Source organism: Micromonospora sp. CA-240977, from assembly GCF_050942285.1.
In the GTDB taxonomy this organism is placed as follows: domain Bacteria; phylum Actinomycetota; class Actinomycetes; order Mycobacteriales; family Micromonosporaceae; genus Micromonospora.
In genome coordinates this window covers 1,396,688-1,417,260 of sequence record NZ_CP192055.1, presented here as the reverse complement: position 1 = coordinate 1,417,260, position 20,573 = coordinate 1,396,688, and the positions used below count along the sequence as shown (strand labels likewise).

7 protein-coding genes are annotated in these 20,573 nt (G+C 65.3%); 1 reads left to right on the top strand and 6 read right to left on the bottom strand.

Going from position 1 to position 20,573, the window contains the following annotated elements; translation table 11 throughout:
- Positions 1-158: 158 nt before the first annotated feature.
- Together ACQPWW_RS06655 and ACQPWW_RS06650 are read right to left on the bottom strand one after the other, a co-directional pair.
- Complete coding sequence (locus ACQPWW_RS06655; RefSeq protein ID WP_433130173.1) at positions 159-1,442, bottom strand: DUF6884 domain-containing protein; 1,284 nt, start codon at positions 1,440-1,442, stop codon at positions 159-161.
- A gap of 19 nt (positions 1,443-1,461) precedes the next feature.
- Positions 1,462-2,106: a hypothetical protein gene (locus ACQPWW_RS06650; protein WP_433130171.1), complete on the bottom strand. Its 645-nt coding sequence runs from the start codon at positions 2,104-2,106 to the stop codon at positions 1,462-1,464.
- Positions 2,107-2,260: 154 nt separating this feature from the next.
- Here ACQPWW_RS06650 and ACQPWW_RS06645 point away from each other — a divergent pair, with 154 nt between their 5' ends.
- Positions 2,261-3,016: a DUF429 domain-containing protein gene (locus ACQPWW_RS06645; RefSeq protein ID WP_433130169.1), complete on the top strand. Its 756-nt coding sequence runs from the start codon at positions 2,261-2,263 to the stop codon at positions 3,014-3,016.
- A gap of 857 nt (positions 3,017-3,873) precedes the next feature.
- On the opposite strand, the gene ACQPWW_RS06640 is transcribed toward ACQPWW_RS06645, so the two are convergent.
- Genes ACQPWW_RS06640 through ACQPWW_RS06625 form a run of 4 tightly spaced genes read right to left on the bottom strand, consistent with a single transcriptional unit; the run spans position 3,874 to position 20,552 of the window.
- A complete protein-coding gene (locus tag ACQPWW_RS06640; protein ID WP_433130167.1) occupies positions 3,874-6,054 on the bottom strand; it encodes a UvrD-helicase domain-containing protein in 2,181 nt (726 codons plus the stop codon).
- Positions 6,047-12,616, bottom strand: a complete 6,570-nt coding sequence (locus ACQPWW_RS06635; protein ID WP_433130165.1) for a DEAD/DEAH box helicase — start codon at positions 12,614-12,616, stop codon at positions 6,047-6,049. Before ACQPWW_RS06635 ends, ACQPWW_RS06640 begins: the two co-directional genes overlap by 8 nt.
- Positions 12,613-17,535: an Eco57I restriction-modification methylase domain-containing protein gene (locus tag ACQPWW_RS06630; protein WP_433130163.1), complete on the bottom strand. Its 4,923-nt coding sequence runs from the start codon at positions 17,533-17,535 to the stop codon at positions 12,613-12,615. Before ACQPWW_RS06630 ends, ACQPWW_RS06635 begins: the two co-directional genes overlap by 4 nt.
- An 8-nt stretch (positions 17,536-17,543) precedes the next feature.
- Positions 17,544-20,552, bottom strand: a complete 3,009-nt coding sequence (locus tag ACQPWW_RS06625; RefSeq protein WP_433130161.1) for a helicase-related protein — start codon at positions 20,550-20,552, stop codon at positions 17,544-17,546.
- Positions 20,553-20,573 lie beyond the last annotated feature (21 nt).

Below are 20,573 nucleotides of genomic sequence, written 5' to 3'. Positions count from 1 at the left end.
AAGCTGATCATCGATCCGGAATTCGGATTAATCCTTGGTGGGGCGCTCGTCGAGGAAGCCGCCGGAGCGCACGCTGCGATGACCTCATCGCTGATCCAACCGGCTGAGCAACGTCAGCCCGACACTTCGCCGTGCCGCGAGGCTGTGAAGACGGCGGTTTAGGCGAACCTGCGCCGGAGTTCCGTGATGCGAGCCCGAATAGCCGTCCGAGCCATGCCCTTGAGGTTGAGGGGTGGGTCCATTTCTCCCAGCACGGCTTCCTCGAGTCTCCCGAGGGTGTCTGCATCGTCGCAGGGCACGGTGACGACTCTCAGGTGGCCGTACATCCAGGTGGTGAGGTGGTTTTCGTCGATGCGGTCGAAGCCTGCGGCGTTCGCCAGAATTGAGCCGAGCGTGCGGCGGAAGGTGGAGAACCCGTGGTTTCCGCCGAGGTGCATCCCAGCGATGCGGGACCAGAGTGTGTTCGTTGACCGCTTGCCGCTGGGCCAGCGAGTAGCGCCGGCGAGGCCTGCGTAGATCAGTCCATGCGCGATCGGAATTTGGAGTCCGCGAGCCAGATCGGCGGTGCCGGCTTCGTCAACCCACCAGCTGTAGAGACCCGGCACCTTCAGGAAGGCGCCGTGCGTGGCGAGGAACTCCTTCGGCGTTATCGCAGCCTCGTCGGCGCTGAGGCGTTCGACGACGTCGTCGACGGTGATGCCCGGCCCTTCGGCGGTGGGCCTGACGGTGTCGGCCGTCGGTTGTGCGCCATACCAGTGCAGTCGCGCTCCAATGGCCATGCCGCGCAGCGGGTCAACGACACGGGCGTCCTTGGCCGTCAGGTGCGAGGCGATGGCATCGACGTATGCCGCTCCCGCGTGGACTTCGACAGCGCGCCCGCTCAGTGGGCCGGCGAGGAGGTCGAGGCGCTCCACCACCCAGAGGCCCCACGCAGCCCGGTAGCTTTCCGAGGCGCTGGGGAGGTACCGCTCATAGGGTGCCAGAAGTTGGTCTGGCGCAACGAGCCCGTGTTCGGCCGACAGGATGAACCAAGGCACATTCAACCGCTCGGCGTAGGCGCATCCCTTCCGGAACAGGGTCGAGGTGTAGAGCCGGTGTGCGGGCGCTGGCACGTCGAGCTTGGTTTGCGCGCAGGCAAGAAGGAAGAGCGCGGTCTTAACGGCATGGTCTGAGTGGGCCACGGAGACAGGGGGTTGTTTGGCTGCTTCCTTGTACTGTGCCGTCCGAAGGAACGTGACCTCTTCTCCCAGGACCAGTTGTTCCACGGTGTAGCCAGCCGAGCGCCAGATCCGGACGTGCGGGCGGTCGCCGGACCACCAGGCGCGATGCCGTGCCGCAGAGGGCGGCAGGCCGTCGACCATGCGGTCCAGTTCTGGCCATGTCAGTCGAACGGACGGCTCGCCCCGTCCGAAGACTTCGCTCAGTGTGGTCCACTGCGCCATTGCGGCCCCCTATCTAGAGCTAGTGTGGCGCGCGGATGTCGATAGCGAGCCAGCGGAACTGCCCGTTGCGGCCGTCTAGCTCCGCGCTGTCGACCCAGGCGAGCGGATAAGTGCCGTTGAGATGCCGCTCGTTTTTGGTGTAGTAGCTGCCGTCCGTGCCCCAACGCAGCGTGCCCGTCAGGATCCGGCCGTCGTGGATTCGGAAGTGCTGGTCGCGCGTGACTCGCGGGGATCGGCTTGGCGGGGTCCAGAGCCCCTGGTGGTTGGTCAACATGATCGCGAGCCCGTTGGTCAGGGTGGGATCGGCAGCGCAAAATCCTTCCAGCCGCACAACATCGCGGATGAAGTTGCGTCGGGCCACATCGTCGGCCCCGTGCTCTCTCAGCTTGAACTGCTCGCCGGTGGCCGGATCTGTACCGTCCCACCGGGCGGTGAAGTACTTGAACTCGACGGCTGTCCGCCCATGCGGTCCGCCGCATAACAGGTCGAGGTGTTCACCTCCGCCACGTCTGGCCTCCAGCCGAACCTCAATCGAGGGCTGCATGCTGTGCAAGGTTGAGGCGAACGCGTGCTGGAAGTCGGCCTCCGAATGGAAGACCGCCCGTCTCCTGATCAGCTCGGCCATGACGGTGGCCACCTCGAACTCGCCTGCAATCGAAGTCATCCGACGCCTTCCTCCTAATGTGAGGGCCATCATGCCGCGTCTGAGGCGGTCACCGCAGCAGCCTGGCGGAGGCCCGCAGCTACAGCTAAACGGCGCGCACCAACCATCGATCGGGTCATGTCCTACCGGGTCTTGTGTATCTAGAGTGGTTGCAGTGTTGACCCTCGGCGTTGACCTCGCAGCAGCGGACATGCGCACGGCGATGGCCACGATCGAATGGCTGCCGGACCGCGCAATGGTGCGGGACTTGGTACTCGGAGCCAGCGACGCCTGCATCGTCAAGGCTAGCCAGCACGCAGACAAGACCGGGCTGGATTGCCCGCTCGGATGGCCCCAACCTTTCGTCGCGCTCATGACGGCCCACCAATCCGGCCACGTCACCGTTGCCGAAGGCATGGGCGCACAGTGGCGGCGTCGCATGGCCTACCGCTTGACTGATGAGGTGGTGCGCGAGAAGACGGGCATCGTGCCGCTCAGCGTGGCAGCGGACCGCATCGCGCACACCGCCCTTCGCTGCGCCGGGCTGCTAGCGATGCTTGCCGCCGACGGGCAGGACGTCGATCGGCGCGGTGGCGGCAAGATCGTCGAGGTGTACCCGGCGGCGGCCCTGAACTGCTGGGGGCTAACGCACCGCGGCTACAAGGGACGGGGTCAGCAGGCTCAACACGGCGACCTCGTGACCGCGCTTTGCGTGGCCGCCCCTTGGCTGGAGTTGGGAGCGTTCGAGGCGCCGTGCCGGCGCAGTCATGACGCGTTCGATTCAGTGATCGCGGCGTTGAGTGGGCGCGCCGCTGCGATCGGGAAGGCCACCAGGCCCAACGCAGAGCAGCGGGCGGCGGCGCGTACCGAGGGCTGGATCGCCCTGCCCACCTGCCCACCCAGCGGCCTCTTCGAAGTGGCAGAAGCATGAGCGGAAGGCCATGCATCGGGCCTGAGCTGGTGGGATAGCTCCCGCGACGACCAGGCAACGCATACGCGAGCTACTCAAGCTCTTAGCGACACGAAAGCCGGGCCGAGTTGGGCATTGGGCAGGTTCGTGGCGCGTTCAGCGAGCTGCTCTCCCAGGGCACCTCCATCCTTTAGAACAAGGCCCGATATCTGCTGATCGTGCCTCGGTGCTATCAGGAGGTGCAGTGTCGCGGGCTGCGCGGTGACCGCCTCGCCGCACAGGTCGACTGCAATGATCGAAAGTAGTCGACGCCCTGCTGCGTGGCGACGACACCGAGGGCGTGATCGAGCGCCGGTCCCGGATCGGCGTGTGGACGCTGCCGTGCAGCATCTATGCGGCGTTACGGGATTCACACCGGTGACGACGACGCCGCGCCCGACCGGCGCCTGGTATTCGGCATGCAGAGGCTAACGAACTGACTAAACGGTCGGGTGGTTTCTGACATCCAGCGCTGCCATAGGGCGCTGGCTAGCTTCCCGAGTGAGGTCGAGGGGGTGGGCTGAGGCTGCGCCCGGATGAGGCCCGCCGGCTGCGAGAGCGGATCCTCGCGGGCGCCTTGCACCCTGTTGGCGCGCCTTCTCGATGCTGGAAACCGTCCGGGTTGGGACAGTGAGGCACCGTGGAAGGAGCCGGCGGCGCTGCGGTAATGGATGCTGCCTCGCAGGAGACAGACCGGCATGCGGGATGGCGTCCTCCCAGCTGAGTACATGTCGCGGTGTCGCTTGGGTCAGTGGTGGGATGCGCACCCGCCAAACGGCCCCGCTGCAGTATAAGCCGGGGCTCTGACCTCAGCCCTCAGCCGTCATTGAATAAGAGGCTCACGACGCGTTGCCGACAAGTCCGGCGAGGAAGCGGCTGGGCTGGCCGGACCAGGTGATGGAGAGCGCTTCACGGGCCCGTGTTGCCGAGACGAACAGCAGCGAGCGTTCGCGCTGAATGTCCCGCTGGTGATCCAGATGGTCTGCCTCTTCCGCGGTGACTGCGGCGGGCAGGGGGAGGTAGCGGGACCCGGTGCCAATGATCGCGACCGCACGGAACTCCAGACCCTTTGCGCGGTGCATGGTCATCGCCTGGACACCCGCATCCGGCTTGGCGATCTTGCCGGATTTAACCAGAGTTGCGTCCAGGCCGGCCGTCTGCAGCGCGGTCACCGCGGCGGTGGCTGCGGTATTGGTACGGGCAATGACGGCGATCTCGTCGAGTGGGATACCGCCGTCATGCCAGCCACGGATGCGGCGAGCCAGGGCAGCTAATTCCGCCGCCGCTGAGGCGTACCCGATGACGTCGGGCTTGCGGCCGCGCAGGATGGAGCGGTAGCCACGCAGACTATCGGAACCGCCGTCGAGGTCGTCGTAGCCATCAGGGTCGTGGGGGAGGACGACGTTGATCGCCGCGTTGAGAATCTGTCGGGTGGTGCGGTAGTTCAAGGTCAGGCGGTGGGACCGGCCGCGGATTTCGATGCCGAGCTTGCCGAGGGTTACTCGGTTGTCGTAGATGCGCTGGAAGGTGTCGCCGACGATGAACATGTCATCGTGGGCGGTTGGGGCGAGGGCGCGGAGCAGGTTCCAGTGGGCGGCGTGCAGGTCTTGGGCCTCGTCAACGACGACATGCCGGTATGGGCGGTCGGCGTCGGTCCAGGTGGCTGTGATGTCTCCGGCGCGGACAGCGGCCTGTTTGAAGCCGAGGGCCTTGTCGCGGTCCAGGCGACGCTCGAATTCCTGCATGAGTGCCCAGATGCTGGCCCGCTCGGAGCGGGTTATACGTCGCCCTCGTCCGGAACGGCGGGCGGTGAAGTACTCCTCGCGGGTCCGAATGTTTTGGGCGAGGACAACCTGCTCCCATTCGCTGATCATGAAAGGTCGGTCGAGAGAATCGTCCGTGGACAGTTCGGTGATGACGTCGTCCCAGCGGGTGGCGATGGCGGCATCGCCGAGTACTTCCACGTTGGCCCACCGGGCCTCGGCGTCCCTTCGCAAAACGTCGCGGACGACCTTATCGATGTTGAGTACGTCGACTTTGGCGGTCAGATCCGGACCTCCAAGATCGTCGAGGAGTCGGTGAAGCAGGTCGGACAAGGCGTTGGTATATGTCGTCAAGAGGATCTTCCGGCCGGAACTGGCAGGGAGGTTGGCGGCGAGAGCCTTGACCCGATGTAGCGCGACGACCGTCTTGCCGGTACCGGGTCCACCGGAAACACGGGCCGGCCCGTTGTAGGGCTTGTTCCGGTAGGCCAGCCGGCGCTGCTGGGGGTGCAGGAAGATCCGCCACTCCGACATAGGCTTGAGGAGCATCCGCTCCAACTCCTGTGAGTCGTCGGTGACAATAGCGAACGATTCTCTGGTGGCTGGCCGGTCGACGGCAGCAGACACGTCTTCGGGGTCGACGTCGCCCTCAACTTCCGACTGGGTGACGATCTCCTCCCATACCTGGTCGGCGGTCTTGCCGTCGGCGAGCGCGAGGATGACCTGACTGGCGAGTTTGGGGATCTGCTCAGCGATACCCAACAGCGCGTCTTCGCTGCGAATCTCGCGCAGCGTAGGAACGAGCGCCGGGACGATGCCGAGCCGAAGGAAGTCGGCGTCGGAGACCTCTTCGAAGAAGCCAGCCTTGCTGTGTGCGGTGGGGAGGCTGTCACCTGTCCGCAGCAGAATCTCCTGGATCGCGCCGTGGTGGTAGAACTCGACTCCGCCGGTGACTTTGTTGATGTTCCAGACGGTTTGCGCGGCGTAGGTATACGCGTCGTCATGAGGCTTGATGCTGGCCAGGTAGAAGGTGGTGTGGTCGGGCCGCCAGAGCACGGCCCGGAAGTTGTCGTTGACCCGTGCGGTCCAGACCCGTTTGTCCTGGGCGCCGTGCGGCTGTTTGAGGTTCAGCCCGTGGGCGTCGGGGTCCTTGCGGAGTTTGAGCATGAAGTCAACGACCCGCCGTTGGATGGTCGCGTCGAGACTCTGGTACGCCTTGTCGAAGGTGTCCGCGAACAGAACATTGACCTTAGCCACGCGCTGCCTCCAACTCCCTGATCAGGTCTGAGACCTTAGGTACAGCTTTGTCTTGGTCGGCGCGCTGCAGGTGCCAGCCGGCTCGGAGGTAGGCGTCATCTCGGTCGATGCCGTCATCGATAACCACAGCAAAGCGGGCGCTGGGCCAAGCCAGCTCCACCGTCCAGGCCTCGTCGCCCAGTTCGTAGCCGACTTGCGGCAGTGGCGCGCGCGCCTGGGCGAGCGCCTTCAGCAGCCACTCCACGTGCGGCGAGGACAGGTCGATCGCCTCAGCCCAGGCTGCCGGCAGGATCGGCTCGACCACGGCGGAGTGTGCGGAGGCGAGTACTGGCACCCGGTGCGGGTCAAGCAGCGCGGTCTGCGACCAGGCGGTCTGTTCGAAGAAACGAGTCGGCCCGGTGAGGAATTGCAGCAGGTTCGACCAGGCCAGCCACTGTGCCCAGCGAGCCCGGTGCTCCTGTTCGTTCAGCGCGTCCGGCCGGTCGTCGATGCAAGTGAAGACCGACCAGGCCATCGGGTCGGCCTTTCCCGCCGCGGTGGCGCGGTTGTCGCGGATACCCACGATGCGGCAGCCGGCCGGGCTGGCCGCGACCAGCGCCGCCGCTTCGGCCGACTTCCCTGCCGCGGTGGGCATTCGCGTTGTCCCGGTGACGATGGCGGGGAGCTTGTCGGCGATGGCGGTGCGATCTACCGGGCCCGCCTTCCCCGTGCTGGCCAGCCCGGTCAGCAGCGACACCGCGCGCCGCGCCCAGATCTCCGGGTCGGGGCATTCCAGGAACGCCAACAGGGCCTCAACCGGGTTGGCCAGGGCATCGTCCAGCGGTCCGGCGGCGTGGTTGTCCTTCAGCGTGGTGGTGAAGTAGTGGTCGCGGGCCTTAGCCAGGGCCTGGTCGGTCATCAGGATCGGACGGGGGGCGTGGGTATCGAGGTTTTGCTCGACACACGCGGCCCAGGACCGCACGTCGTCCCAGGTGAGCTGCCAAACCCAAGTGCCGTCGTCGCGCAGGGACGAGCGCTTAGCGGCGTCGGCGGCGATCTCGTTGTTCTCTGCGCTGGCGTGAAAGGCATAGCCGTCGAGGAAGATGGCGATCTTAGCGCCGCTATCGGCGCTGAGGAGATAGTCGGGCTCGCTGCGGACCGCACCTGCCTGTACGACGTGGTCGCGCATCCGCCAACGCACCGCGGGACCGTCGGCGGGTTTGAGCTTAAGCTCGAACTCCACGCCCCGGGAACCGGCGCGGGGCACCAGGGAGAACCGGTCCCGGGCTGCCTCGTCGCCCTGGGCCTTGTCGGCCTTGGCCCGCAACGTCTCCACAAACAGCCGCTCTAACTCGCTGTCGGCAAGGGCGTGGATCTGGATGTCAGCGAGCGTCTTAATCTTTTGGGGGTGCCAGCCCTCCAAGATGTCGCAAAGCAGCTCGACTGCGGTCTCCTTGGAGACCAGCTCGTGCTGGCTGGAGGGGACGAACGGCAGCATGCAGCGGTGGCAGGGCTGGCGCTCCTCCTTTCCGCATGGGCAGGCCTGGATATGAGCCAGGGCCAGGCGCAGCACCTGCTCCATCGCCTTCGGGTCGGCAAGGTTTTCCAGGTAGCCGGTGCCGCCGGGCATGGTGTCGTGCAGCACGAGGAAGCGTCGAGGGGTGTCCCGATCGTCGCCGGGCATCGTGGCCGTGACCGCCCGGATGTGGTCCGGTTCGCCGCCGAAGTACTTGGTGATCCCCAGCATCAGCGCGGCCTGGAAGGAAACCACTCGCCTGGGCACCAGTGTCGTGGAGAACGGCAGCAGCAGCCGCAGCGCGTGAGTACGCAGCTCGTGACCGGTGATCAGGGTGGTGGTCTCCTCCTTGTGTACACCTAGCGGACGCTGGGTGCACCACAGCGCATGCCGGGTGCCGATCCGGCGGGCCTGCCGGTCGTACGCCTGAGGGTGCACCCCCTGGACGGCGCCACAGAGCCGGCACACCTGGAAACCGGGCGTCCTCACCGTTTCTCCGGCGACGTCGAAGTCCGGGCCGGGCACACCGTCGGGGCCGAAGTTGATCTTTCGGATCACGGCCTCCCGGGCGAACTCGACCCCGAAGACCCGGTCAGCGTTGCGCCACGCCCGCAGCCCGTGAGGCTGCTGCGGGTCGATGTCCACCAGCGTCTCCGTCACGTACCGCCGCTGGTCACGCTCGTCACGGTCGTCGGTGATTCGCGCGTCCTCGCGGCGTTCTCGGGCCCGGGTTCGTTCGGGCACCAGCACCTGCCGTGAGGATGCGGCCGGATCGGCGATCCCACCGTCTTTGCATCGGGGGCAGCGCTGCAACACCACCTCGGCGCCTTCGGTTAGCACATACCCGCAGGCCCGGCAGAACCGCCACGTCGTGTACGAGGCCCGCGCCGGGGTACCGACATCGAGGCCGTCGACGACGTACTTCGATCCGTCGGCGTGGAACGTGTTGCCCGGCGCCAGTTCGGTCAGCGCCAGGCCTGCGCCGCGCCCGTACTCGAACGCGGTTTCCTGGAATTCCCCGTCGGGGTCCTTCCACCACAGCGCGGCGTCCAGCCACGTCGGGTCGTCGTGCAGCGTGTAGTTGGGCAGCAGCCCCAACCGCACCAGGGCATTGACCGAGTTCTCCTTGACCAGGCCATCCAACCGGCGGCGGACCGCTTTCAACTCGGCGAACAGGACCCGCCGGTTGTCCCGGCGCTCGGCGTCGGTGGTGTCGATCGGGATCGCGTCGAACGCGGTGTTGATGCCGGTGAGCCGTTCTTGCAGCTCTGCTCGCCGGCGCCGCCACACGGTGACCGCCTTACCGACCTCGGTCTCGATGTCCTGCCGCGCGAAGTCCTCCACGGAGCGCCGGGCGTCGTCACCGATCCCGGGAAACAGCGCGATGAACTTGGCCGACAGCACATCGTGCCTGTTGCGGGACACCTCCAGCAGCCGCCGTAGCCACCCACCTGCGTCGTCCAGGCCGGACTGGAACAACTCTCCGATCCACCGAGGCATCGGCGCGCTCGGCCCAGCGGTCCCCTCCCACAGCGAGCGGTCGGCCGCCCGGTCGAACAGATACGCCAGGTAATGCCGGCGCAGGATCTCCACCGCGTCTAAATAGCAGGCCGGTGGCACGATCCGGCCGGCCAGCATTGCCGTCGGCCGGTGCAGGTAGTACTGGTTACGGGCCCGCCGCGGCACGAACGCCATCACCAAAGCGTTACCGGTGGCCCGCCCGGCTCGACCGACCCGCTGGGCGTAGTTCGCCGGACCCGGCGGCATAGAGGTCAGCAGGACCGCTGACAGGTCACCGATGTCGATGCCCAGCTCCAGCGTGGGCGTGCAGGTGAGTACATTCGGGTCGAACGGGTGGGTGCGGTGTTTGAAGGCCCGCTCGACCCGTTGCCGTTTCGGCTTGCTCAACGCACCGGTATGTTCTGCGGTAAGCACGTCCCCTGGCCGGTCCCGGTAGTAGAGCCGCCGGTAGAAGTCGTCGCCTGCCCTGGTCCGGACGTCCTGGACGAACACTCCGGTGCACCGGAACCGCAGACACCGCACCCCCAACCAGGCTTCCAACAGCCCTGGCGCGACGGTCTGCCGCCAGGTGCACTCCGAGCATCGCACCCCGTGCTCGGCCACCTCCTCGGCGGCCTTGCCGTGCACCAGCGAATGCACCTGGATCCGGCTGGGGGCCAGCGCGTACACGACGGCACCGTTGCCGGCCTGATGAGTAGCGACCAGGCCTTCCTGAGTGAAGATCCGGAACGCCGCCGTGTTCAACGCCGCGGCCTCCTCCGCACTACCCGCGACGCCACTGCGCTGCGCCCAGTCGGTCAACCAGGTCGCCGTACGCCCTCGGGCCAGCGCGTCGAACTCGCTCTCCCCGTGCCCACCGTCGATCATGAAGCGCGGAGCAGCTAACCCTCGGGGAAAGGCTGGCATCCCGGTCGGGCGACCACCCCAGATCGGCCACCGGCGGGCACCGGCCTGCTCCACATACGTCTTCAGCCACGGGTGGTAGATCGCACCCATCAGCCGCATCCGCTCCAGCAGCCCTCGGGCATACCCAATATGGGCACGCTCGTCGGTCGGCAGCGTCACCGTTCCGGGGATGCGCTGGTGAGCGTCCCGCAACTGGTTCATTAGCACGTCGGCATCGGGAATCTGGATGTCGACGGCGACGGTGCGGGTCAACTCCAGGGTCCGCCCCATCCGGGAACGCAGCCCGAACTCCAACTGAGTCTGGAACACCAGCCGGTCCTGCAACATCTCCATCGCGCTGGTCACCGGCTCACCGTCGAGCAGCCGCAGCACCTCTGGGTCCTCCCGCAGGTCCGGCGCGACCAGCGACGCCAACCGGTCCCGGTCAGAGATTCTCGCCTGCTCACCCACCGCCGACTCAGCAGCGTCCAAGGCCAGATCGTGTACGGACAGCGCCGCGTCGGCACGCACGTTGGCCGTCAACAGCCCGCGGAACGTGAACCCGAATGAGCGATGCGCGATGAACCCGGCTCGGTGCGTGGCGTCTTGGACCGCGTCGGTGAAGGCCAGTAGCTTGCGCTCGCCGGAGGCCAGGTGCCGCTCGGAAAAGAGCTGAGTCGTAGTCACCGAGGCCAGCGTCGCCGTTCCCGCGCCGAGGAACCGCATTCCGTCGTCCAGCCCGCAGGCCGGGCAGGTGTCACCGGTACCGGCCTCGATCGGTCCGACCACCGTGGTCACCGGCACGGTTCGATCGGTCGGGTTCGCCAGCACCTGCCGCCCCTCGGCGTCGAGATGCTGCACGTAGGGATCGTGCTCGCCGGCGCGCAGCATCCACCGAACCCGGCTCTCCCGCCGCCCCGCGGCACGGTAGATCTCCAGCGGGCGGGTCTTCAGGTCCCGCCAGTCCAGCGCGGCCTCCTTGGATAGCGCCGCCCACCCCGACTGCCCGCAATGCCGGCAATACACCGCGGGCAGGTGACAACGCAGCGCGGCCAGCGGCGGCGCCGAAGTGTCGGTGTCGGAATCCTCGGCCGCCGCATCGTGCTCCTTCGATCGGTAGACCGCCAGGTTCAACCAGTTAGGTTGACTGTCCCCGGTCGGCCCATCGTCGTCGAACCAGCGGAAGTGCGGCTCTTTAGTGGCCGCGCGGATCACCCGGCGGACCTCCCGGACCCAGAGCTGAGCCTCCACCCGCAGCAGCGGGCGCAGACGACCCTCCCGATCCTCGACCCGCGCGACCGAGATCAGCGCCAGCAGCCGCAGCAACGCCGGAGCGAATGCCGGCTTCGGCGCATCCGTCCGCGACGGCGCCCACGCCGGGCCACCACCCTGCACCGCGAACGGTTTCGCGATCTGCTCGATCGTCAACGGCCCTTCGGCCGCCGAGTCCAGCAGGGCCTTCACCAGAATGTGGTGGCGCAGCAACGCGCCGAGGGCCACCGGGTTCCGCGCGTCGATCCCGACCGTCGCCCGCGCTACCGCGTCCAGGTCCGCCGGGTCGCCCAACGGATCCGGGATCACCGCCAACTGCTCCGGCGTCGGGAACGGCAGCTCGAAATCGATCTCCCCGCAGAACTTCGCCGACGTCAACCGGTCCTCACCGACCAGCGCGTCCGGACTGAACTTAACTCCGAACACCTGCGTGGCGAAGTCCAGCAACTTCTTCTGGTCCGCCTGTGCCGAATGCTCACCCAACCCGGCATCGGCAGCGCCGTCGCTGGCCAGGGTCGCCGACGTCCCTACCGGCGTGATCTGCCCCAGCGGCCTGCCCGGCTCGGCCAGCCCAGTTGCCGCCCCCAACCGGCGCAGCAACATCGCCACGTCCGTGCCCTGCGCGCCGTCGTAGGTATGGAACTCATCCAGCACCACATACCGCAGCGACCGGTCCTGCCACAGCGGGAGATCTGGCGCCCGCTGCAGCAGTAGGTCCAGCATTTTGTAGTTGGTCAGCAGGATATCCGGCGGATTCTCCCGGATCTGCTCACGATCCCGCAGCACCCGGCTGACCAACGGGTCATCGTCCAACGCGGACGACCCGAACTCACGGCCATACGAGCCTGGGCTCTGCTCATCGTCATCGCCCTTGCGGCCACCACCGATGTAGATCGCTGCAGTCACGTCGTGCAGTGCTGGCTCATCACGCAGCAGTTCGTCGATGCGCCGGGCCTGGTCGTCGGCAAGGGCATTCATCGGGTACAGCAACAGCGCCTTCACTCCGGTCTGGCCCTGCGCACGAGCCCGGCGGCAGTGATCGAGTACCGGCACCAGGAACGACTCCGTCTTGCCCGAGCCTGTCCCGGTGGTCACGATCGTCGGCTTGGGCTGCTGCCCCTTCGACGACAGGCGCAGCCATGCTCGCTCCTGATGCAGGAACGGCTCGAACCCTCCCGGGAACCAGTCCAGGACCCGGCGGTAGGTGCCGGCCGCGGGCTTGAAGCCCGGCCGCACCCGCAGGTACGGCCCGCGGAACACGCCGGTGCGCTCGTCGTTCAGGAACGACTCCAACACGTCGTGCACATCGTCGTCAGCCAGCGCGAAAGCGGTGGTCAGATACTGGACCAGGCTGCCCTTGAGGTCCTCGACCGCCAGTGAGGGAATCACGGTTCCACCACCTCCGGATACTCCCCGGCATCCAACCGGCGCTGGAACTCGTGGTAGGCGTGGGTCATCTCGGCCTCACGGTCGGGCTTCACCCAGCCGGCCGGGATCTCCGGCTTTGGCGCCTCAGTCAGCTCCGACTTCTTCCACGCCTTCACCACTGCCGCCTCGGCCTCGGTCTGCCGGACACCGCGATTATGCGTCTCCGCTCCGATCTTGTGACCATCCGGAGCGAAGAACATTTCCCATTCATACTTGCGCAGCACTGCGAACTGGGAGCGATACATCGCGCAGAGCTGCTCGGCGGTCAGCCCCAGCATGAGAGCGACGAGCGCATCGATCTCCACTAGCGCGAGCCGTCGGTCGTAGTCGGTCCGCAACGGCGTAGACATAGTCCACTCCGGCCCGACCTCACCCAGCGGTGTGCGCTCCAAGGCCGCGTCCGCCCAACGATCGGTCAACCACGCCTCGTCAAATAACTCTTCCCACAACGGCGCATAGTCCCGCGTCAAGCAGCTCAACCGCAGCGTACGAACGAGTAGTGACCTCACTAACGCATGGTCCAGTGGCGCCGGAAACTGTTTTACGAATTCAATATTGACTTTGGAAGTCCCGGAAACCTTGCAAATAAAGTCGACGGGCAAGGACGCCCAAAGTCCTGCCAGGCCAGCCGTCTTGCGATTATTAGCGAGGGCTATAGTGTGGACGGTATGAACATGCGTTGGGTTGGGCATGAGCAAGGCTGAATGATGAGTGCGCTCAGTTCCCCCAACGACCATATTGCGCCAAGCTACTCGCCAATACGCTGTAGCGGGCAACCCTTTCCAAAGTCGCTGTTTGGCTAAAAATTCCTCAGGGGAGCATGCGCGCGCAAAGTTTGTCCGAGGAAGAATGATTTCCGGCAGTTCTACTAGGTCCCAGACTGCATAGTCTTTGTTGCTTCGACAGTTTTCGTTCGGCGCCTTAGCGAAGGGCGTAGAAACCGTGAAGTGGGGTCCTTGCAGGATTGCATCCGCCCAGGACTCCGGGAGTGTTGACTGCGCCTTCATTGTTCCGTCTGATCTCGCAGTCTTCTCATTGAGCCCTTGTGACCAATCGAACGGATGGGCAGCAAGCCGTCTTCCACCTCTGCCAAGACTGCGTATGGCGTCGTTGTCAGCAGTAGTGAGCGGACGAAGGCCGCGAGCTTGAGGAGCAGGCGTCTCTGGAGCATCTCCGAACGCCGCCCAATCCCTCAAGGTGTCTGCTGTCACGTGCAAGACCCGGGCGACATGTGGCCTTAAATCCCAGCCACCGTACGGGTATTGGATTCCAGGAATCTCGCCTTGACCTTCGTGATCAAGGGAACCGTCTATGACAACAGGATGCACCAATCTAGCCATCTGAATGAACTGGATTTCGCGCGGCTGACCATAAATGTTGACACCAAAATTCTTATTGTTATCAACATCCTCGAATAGTAACAAGTTATTGCCAAACTGAAAGTGGCGCCGAAGTCGCGGATAAGTCTCTGCCCGCAATCGCCCACCCGCCGGATCAATAAAATGCTGTTCTTCATGGATGAGTCCGGCGATTCCTTTCGGAGACAGACTCCGCCACGAACGCTCCATAAAGTTGATGTAGAGATTGGTTCGTATTCCAGCCAGGATTTTATGGTCGACCGACGAACTTAGGTGTTCATTGATTCCTGACCACGAGCTAAGATCAAACAAGTACTCTTTACGAGCTCCTGGATCGGATAATATCTCTCGACGTTTTTCGGTTAGCGCCGCCTCCGAGACCTGCTCTTGCAACGCAAGCCATGGCTCATGCTCGGCCAGCGCGGGTTCATCCTTCCAATCCAATCGGACCCAAGGCGGGTTTCCGACTTGGAGATCGAAACCTCGCTTTGTAAAAATCTGAGCAAATTCGAGTTCCCAGTGGAAGAATCCTTCCCTCTCGGCGATTTCGGTAAGCACTGACCACCAGGCGAAGCGGCCGTCGATGGCGATACGGCCAATAGATTGGCACTGAGCTATGAAGCGGTCGGATTCGTCTTCCATGGCTAGCTGCGCGAAGTCGTTGTCGCCACCGAACATGCCGAAGACATCGTCGAGACCTGCGGCGGCGCCCTTCTTGCCATTGGCCTTGGCCTTCGTTGGCTGCGTGCCGAGCACCGCCTCGCAGAAGGACAGCCACTCGTCGATCGTTGGAGGGGCCATCTCGATACCCTGGCCCACCGGCCAGAACCACAGCGCGCACCAAGCATCCATAATGGTTTTGAGCCGGCTGTAAGGAGACTCGCGGTCCTCGTACAACGCCTCGGTAATCTCCTCGCGGCTGACGCCACCAGTCACCGGCTGCGGCAGCTTTCGGTCCTCGGAGATGCCCCAGATATCGATGGCGCGGCGGATATTTTTCTCAGAGATATTGATGCGTTTGCGGGTAAGTTCCCACAGACGTTCAACTCGCTGAGCCAGGGCGAGCAGCCGGTCCTTGGTCTTCTTGTCGTTGGGGAGCGTGCGCATCGTCTGGCGCCACTTCCGCAGCGCTTCGCGCTCGTCTGGGACGAGCTCCTTGGCCTGTGGGGCGTCGGAGACGGCGCCCCAGCCTTGGGCTGGAAGCAGAAAATGGTGGATCTCGTCGTCGGCGAGGCGGTCGATAACCTGACCGTCAGCGTCGCAAGCCATCGGGCGGTCGGTGGGCGGGGTGGTGCGCCACGCTCCGCGGCTCAGCAATGAGACTGGGTAGACGGCGCGGCGGGCTCCGATCAGGGAGTTGCCGCGGCGTAGGTGCAGGCCGAACCAGGGGGCTTCGAGCTTGGCGTGCATGACGTTGAGCCAGATCGAGACCTCGGCCAGTTCGACGGCGGTGGCGTTGAGGTCGACGCCATAGCAGTTGTGCAGGGCCAGATATGCCTTGACCTTCTGCCGTTCGATTTCCAGTTGGTCCGGTAGGAGCTTCTCGTTACGTTCGCGCTGGGCGCGTTCGAGGTAGGCATCGGCGAGCTGGTTGATGGCCTCGTTGAGGAACGCGCCCGAGCCCAGCGCAGGCTCGCAGATGGTGAGGTCGAGGATGTCCCGGGCAGTGGTCTCCTCGGTAAGCAGTTCGGCGAGGGCATGTTTAACCGTGCACTGGGTGAGAACTTCAGGGGTGTAGTAGGAGGCGGATCGTTGCCGTTCCCGTCCTGACAGCCGGTACACGAAGGAACCCTTGCGATGGACGATTCGCTCCGACTCGCCGGTGATCGGATTGGTGCGCATCACAAAGTACTTCGGGTCGTAGTCACCGGAGCGGCTGACCGGGACGGTCCAGGTGCCCTTGGACGGGTCGGCCTTCTCCTTCTCTTCGCCGTCGGCATTCCTCCCAGCGGCCTTGACGGTCTTCGCGACCTCGTAGACGTCCTCGGCGGCGAAGAAGCCGCTGTAGGACATGAGCCCTTCATAGACGGCACCGAGCTGGTTGATGCCCAGTTGCGCGTATGAGATGAAACCCCGCTGCCCGGCGGAGCGTCCGCGTCCCCGGCGGCCGGTCGGCTCCGGGGTGAGCATAAGCAGGTTGAGTACCTGCCAGAGACACTTGTTCCGCAGTCGGGTGTCAACGGTGCATTGGCCGACCCGCACCTGTTCACCGATCAGCTCAGTGCGGTCGGGGTGGAACAGCTCCGATTTGAGCGCCTCGAACCGGATGCCGTCGGTGTCGAGGGCGATCTCGTTGCCGTCTTCGTCGAGGACGACTTCCGCAGGCCGGTGCTGGTGCTGGTGGCCCTCGTCGACGAGAGTAAAGAGCCGGCTCAGCGAGTGGTGGAAGTAGAGGCCCTCCTCGGCCTCCTCGGGCAGGTCAACGCTGACGGTGTCGGCCAGCCGGGCCAACCCGTAACCCTGCTGGTATGCCTCGTTCTTGCTGGGCAGGATGCCCAGCTCCGGACGGGCCTCGGCGTAGAGCAGGAACAGGATCCGGTAGAGGTAACGCAGCGACTGCTCGGTCAGTCGGCGGGCGAGCTTGTCGCCCAGGTCGTCGGGGTCGGCGCCCTGTTCGCGGATGCGGTTGAGGATCTCCTGGGCGATCAGCTCGACGGACTGGCGCAGCGCCTCGCGTAGCTCCTTGGAGACCTTGACCGCGTGCTTGTATCCCTGGTCGACCAGAGTGGCAAGGGCGTTCTGCCCTTCGAAGGTGATGAGCGACTCGGTGCCGAAGAGGGCGGCGATAATCTCCAGTTCCCCGCCGGCTATGTCGTCCTTGGTGTGCAGCGCCTGGGTCAGGTTGACCGCGAGGTAGCTGCGGGGCCAGGTGCCCCGGTCGGCGAGCAGCACAACGTTGCCGGTCAGCAGCAGCACATAACGAGGCGGGTCTTCGCAGGCGAACAGGAACTCGATGGCCTTGCCCGCGTGGTCGATCTCCACACCGCCGTCGAGCTTGATCGGGGACAGCAACCGGCAGCCGCCCGTCGTGTCGACGATGCCGTCGGCTCCCTCGGCCCAGGTGGCGTCCAGCGCGACGAGCTCCAGGCCGCCGGGTCCGGTGGCGGCGAGCGCGATCTCGACCTGCCGGTGCTGGTCGAGCTGGACCACATCGAGGGTGGTCCGGCGCAGCAGCTCCGGCGTCGTGTCGCTGGTGGGCGCGCCGAACGCGAGCGCCCGCAGGATCAGGTCATTGAGGTCGCGGGTCTGCTCGACGATCCGCACGTCGGTGAGCGCGGCGACCGTGGGCGTTTCGCCGAGCTGCTCAGTGATTTGGTTACGGCGAGTGTAGAAGTGCTGCCCCAGGGCCTTGACGCCCTGGGCAGAGTTGGCCGGCACGTCGGCGGGTAGCCCGTTGCGAGCGGCGGCCTTCTGCGCTGCACTCCAGCGCTTCCGCAACCCTTCAAGGTCGTTCTTGAGTAGTGAGGCCAGGTAGTGGTCAGAGATGTACTCGCCATAGTTGGTGATCGAGTTGAATGCCACGGCTTACCTCACACACTCCGCTCGGGGACGAGCACGCCAACGACGCGGATCATCGGCTCGCCGGCGGTGGACAACTCGTCGAGCAGTTCTTTGACCTTCGTGACCGTGTGCTGCACCCGTTGCTCGGCCCGGCTCCGGACAGCGGTGAGGGTCAGCTGCTCGTAACGGGCACCGGTCCTCCGCTCCCAGTCGTGAAGTTGCTGCTCGTAAGCGATGAGAGGAGCCATCAGTTTGTCTTCTTCGTCGTCCAGGCGCCTACGCATCTCGGTACGGGCGGTGTCCACGGCCTGCGGGACCAACGCCTGGAGGGCAGCAAGTTCGCCGACGTCGCACATCCGCATCTCCCGGTTGACCTTCGCGTCGTGCAGGACTTGGACGAACTCCCGCTCGTCGACGCGCATCGCGTCCTGCTCGCGGTGCAGTGCCAGCCAGGCCAGCACGGTCGGCTTTCCCTGCTTATTGGAATACCGGCCGTTGACCAGGAAGACCGGCGCAGTGACGTGGGCAGCGATGACCGGTGCGGTGAGGCGCCGGGCCTGGGTGGTGTCGGCCGACCGGCGGGCGAGAACCTTGTCGACCAGCCACTCGATGACCGGGTGCTGGTCGGTGAGGTACGACATGTCCGGCCAGCCGGACTCGGTAAATTTCTGGTCCTTGGTCGCGGACCCCCGACGTTTGAGCCGCTCGCCGCTGTGTTTGCGGGCCAGTTCCAGGCGAGTGATCGCGACACTGGGCGAGAAGGTGAGAGTCATTCGCTCCAGGATCCGCCGCTCGTCCAGGTAGGACTGCGGCAAGACGTTGAGCCGGCGCTGCAGGTCCGCCAGGCGTTGCCCATCACGGTTGAGCTCGAATTCGAAGGTATCCGGATAGTCGGCGGCATCCAGCCAAGTCAAGCCGATCGCCTCCGCCGGATTCTGGTACGCCTCGGCGAAGGCGTCCTCGACGAATTCACGGGTGGAACCGAACAGCCTCGGCGGCCGTACCGTGTCGTCGGGCTGAGCTTCGACGGGGCTGTCCTCGTCGTCGAAGCCGCCGCCAGCCATGAAGATGTCATCGTCGTCGGTCGGCTGATCGGGCACGACCTCGTCGATATCGCGGCCGACGAGGAACGCCTCCTCAATGCTCATCTCCTCGGCCTGCTCATCGCGCAGTCCCATCAGCGCGGCGGCTTCCCCGAGGGTGCGGTGCGCGTTGTCCTCCTTTTCGGCGAGCTTCTTCGACACCGACCGGTCGGCCGAGTGAGCAGGGTTGGCCGACTGGTGCAGCAGCACCCGGATCTGAGGTGGGATCCGCTGGCCGTAGCGGTCGATGCGGCCGTTTCGCTGCTCGATGGTGATCAGCGACCAGGGGATGTCGTAATGGACCAGTTCGTGGCATTGACGGTGCAGGTTGACGCCCTCGGCGGCGATATCGCTCGTCAGCAGGATCCGTACGTCGCTGCCTTCCAGCGCGAAGTCCTTGACGATGCGCTGCTGGGCCTCGTCGGACTGGCTGCCGTGCAGGATCCGCACCGGGCCCGTAACGCCCTTCTCCGCCTGCCCTGGCGGATCCTTCTGCATGAAGCCCAGCCGGGCTGGGAGTTGCCGGTAGAGCCAGTCGATCGTGGCGCGGCGCTCGGAGAAGATCACTATCCGGGTCGCTGACTTCGGGCCGATTCTGAGCTGTCGAAGCACTTGGACCAGCGCCGTGAGCTTGGCGGAGTCGTCGTCAGTCATCCGCGCGATGAGTCCGGAGAGGCGCTGCAGGGCTTTGACCTCGTTGGCGTGCTTCGGCTCGCTCTCATGGCGTTTGAGGCGGTTGGCGATGGTTTCCCTCAGCGCTTCATGGGAGGAGAGGAACGCTTTGAGCAGCGTCACCGGAAACAGCCTGCTGCCCTTGCCAGTAAGTGGTGGGGACTGTCCCTGCGGCGGAGCTACCCAGGTGGAGTAAAGCTCGTCGAGGACTGCCTCCTCCGGTGCGGTCGCCAAGCAGTCGACGAACTGTGGCTTGGCGCGCTCGGCCCACTCCGTGCCCAGTTGCGCCGCCACGTCCGGGCTCATCTTGTGCCGGCGCACGTACAGGTCTTTGAGCTCCTCGCGGGTAGAACGCTTCTTGGGATCCACGATGGATGTCGGTTCGATCAGGCTGATCAGCTCATTGAACGACTCGTCATCGCCGTTGTGCGGGGTGGCCGAAGCCAGGATGAACGCGTGGGTAGTCGGCGCGAGCACCCGGGCGAGCTGGTTGTTCAACGCCGTCTTGCTGATCAGCTTGTGCGACTCGTCCATGACGACCGCGTCCCACTGCACCCGACGCAGCTGCTCACGGTAGCGGGCACTTTTCAACGTGTCGATTGAGGCGATCACTCGCTGGTAGTAGTCGAAGGGGTTCCGCCCGGCGGGGAGCTTGCGCTGCATCCGGGCTACCCCGGTCGAGTCCAGCCGGACCAGCCCGATGGAGAAGCGAGTCCACAACTCGTGCTGGAACTGCTCAAGGATGTGCCGGGGCGTCACCACCAGAATCCGGCCCCCACGTCCTCGCCGGATCAACTCCGACAGCAGTAACCCGACCTCCAAGGTCTTGCCGAGCCCGACCGCGTCGGCGATCAGCAGTCGGGGCCGCAGGTTCATGAACGCCCGCCTCGCAGGCTCCCGCTGATACAGCAGGTCGTTGGCCAAGTGCGTGCCAGCCGTGGCGAGTCGTTGCTCGGCCTGCGGCAGAGGGGTCTTGCGCAGCAACGCCTCGATGAACAACCGCGACCGTCGGAAGCCGGGCGAGGTGTCGTGAATGAGTCGGGTGTCCTCGGCGAGCAGCGGCTCGACCCGGTCCAGCCGACCGGGCCCTTCCGGATGGTGAAAGAAGATCGCAGTCTCGTCCCTTACCAGCGGGGAGGTCCCGGTCACCACCAGCCGTGTCCCGTCGTCGCGGGTCTGGCTGACTTCGGTGACCAGCCACTCCTCGTCTCTGGCAAGTACGGTCATCCCGGAGGCGAACTGGGGCAAACTGTTCGGGGCCACGCTGACGATCAACTCGCTCATTTCCTCTTCCCGTCCATGAAC

Coding starts and splice junctions, on each gene's coding strand:
- ACQPWW_RS06655 (WP_433130173.1), bottom strand. CDS start 1,442: ATGGCGCAGTGGACCACACTGAGCGAAGTCTTCGGACGGGGCGAGCCG.
- ACQPWW_RS06650 (WP_433130171.1), bottom strand. CDS start 2,106: ATGACTTCGATTGCAGGCGAGTTCGAGGTGGCCACCGTCATGGCCGAG.
- ACQPWW_RS06625 (WP_433130161.1), bottom strand. CDS start 20,552: ATGAGCGAGTTGATCGTCAGCGTGGCCCCGAACAGTTTGCCCCAGTTC.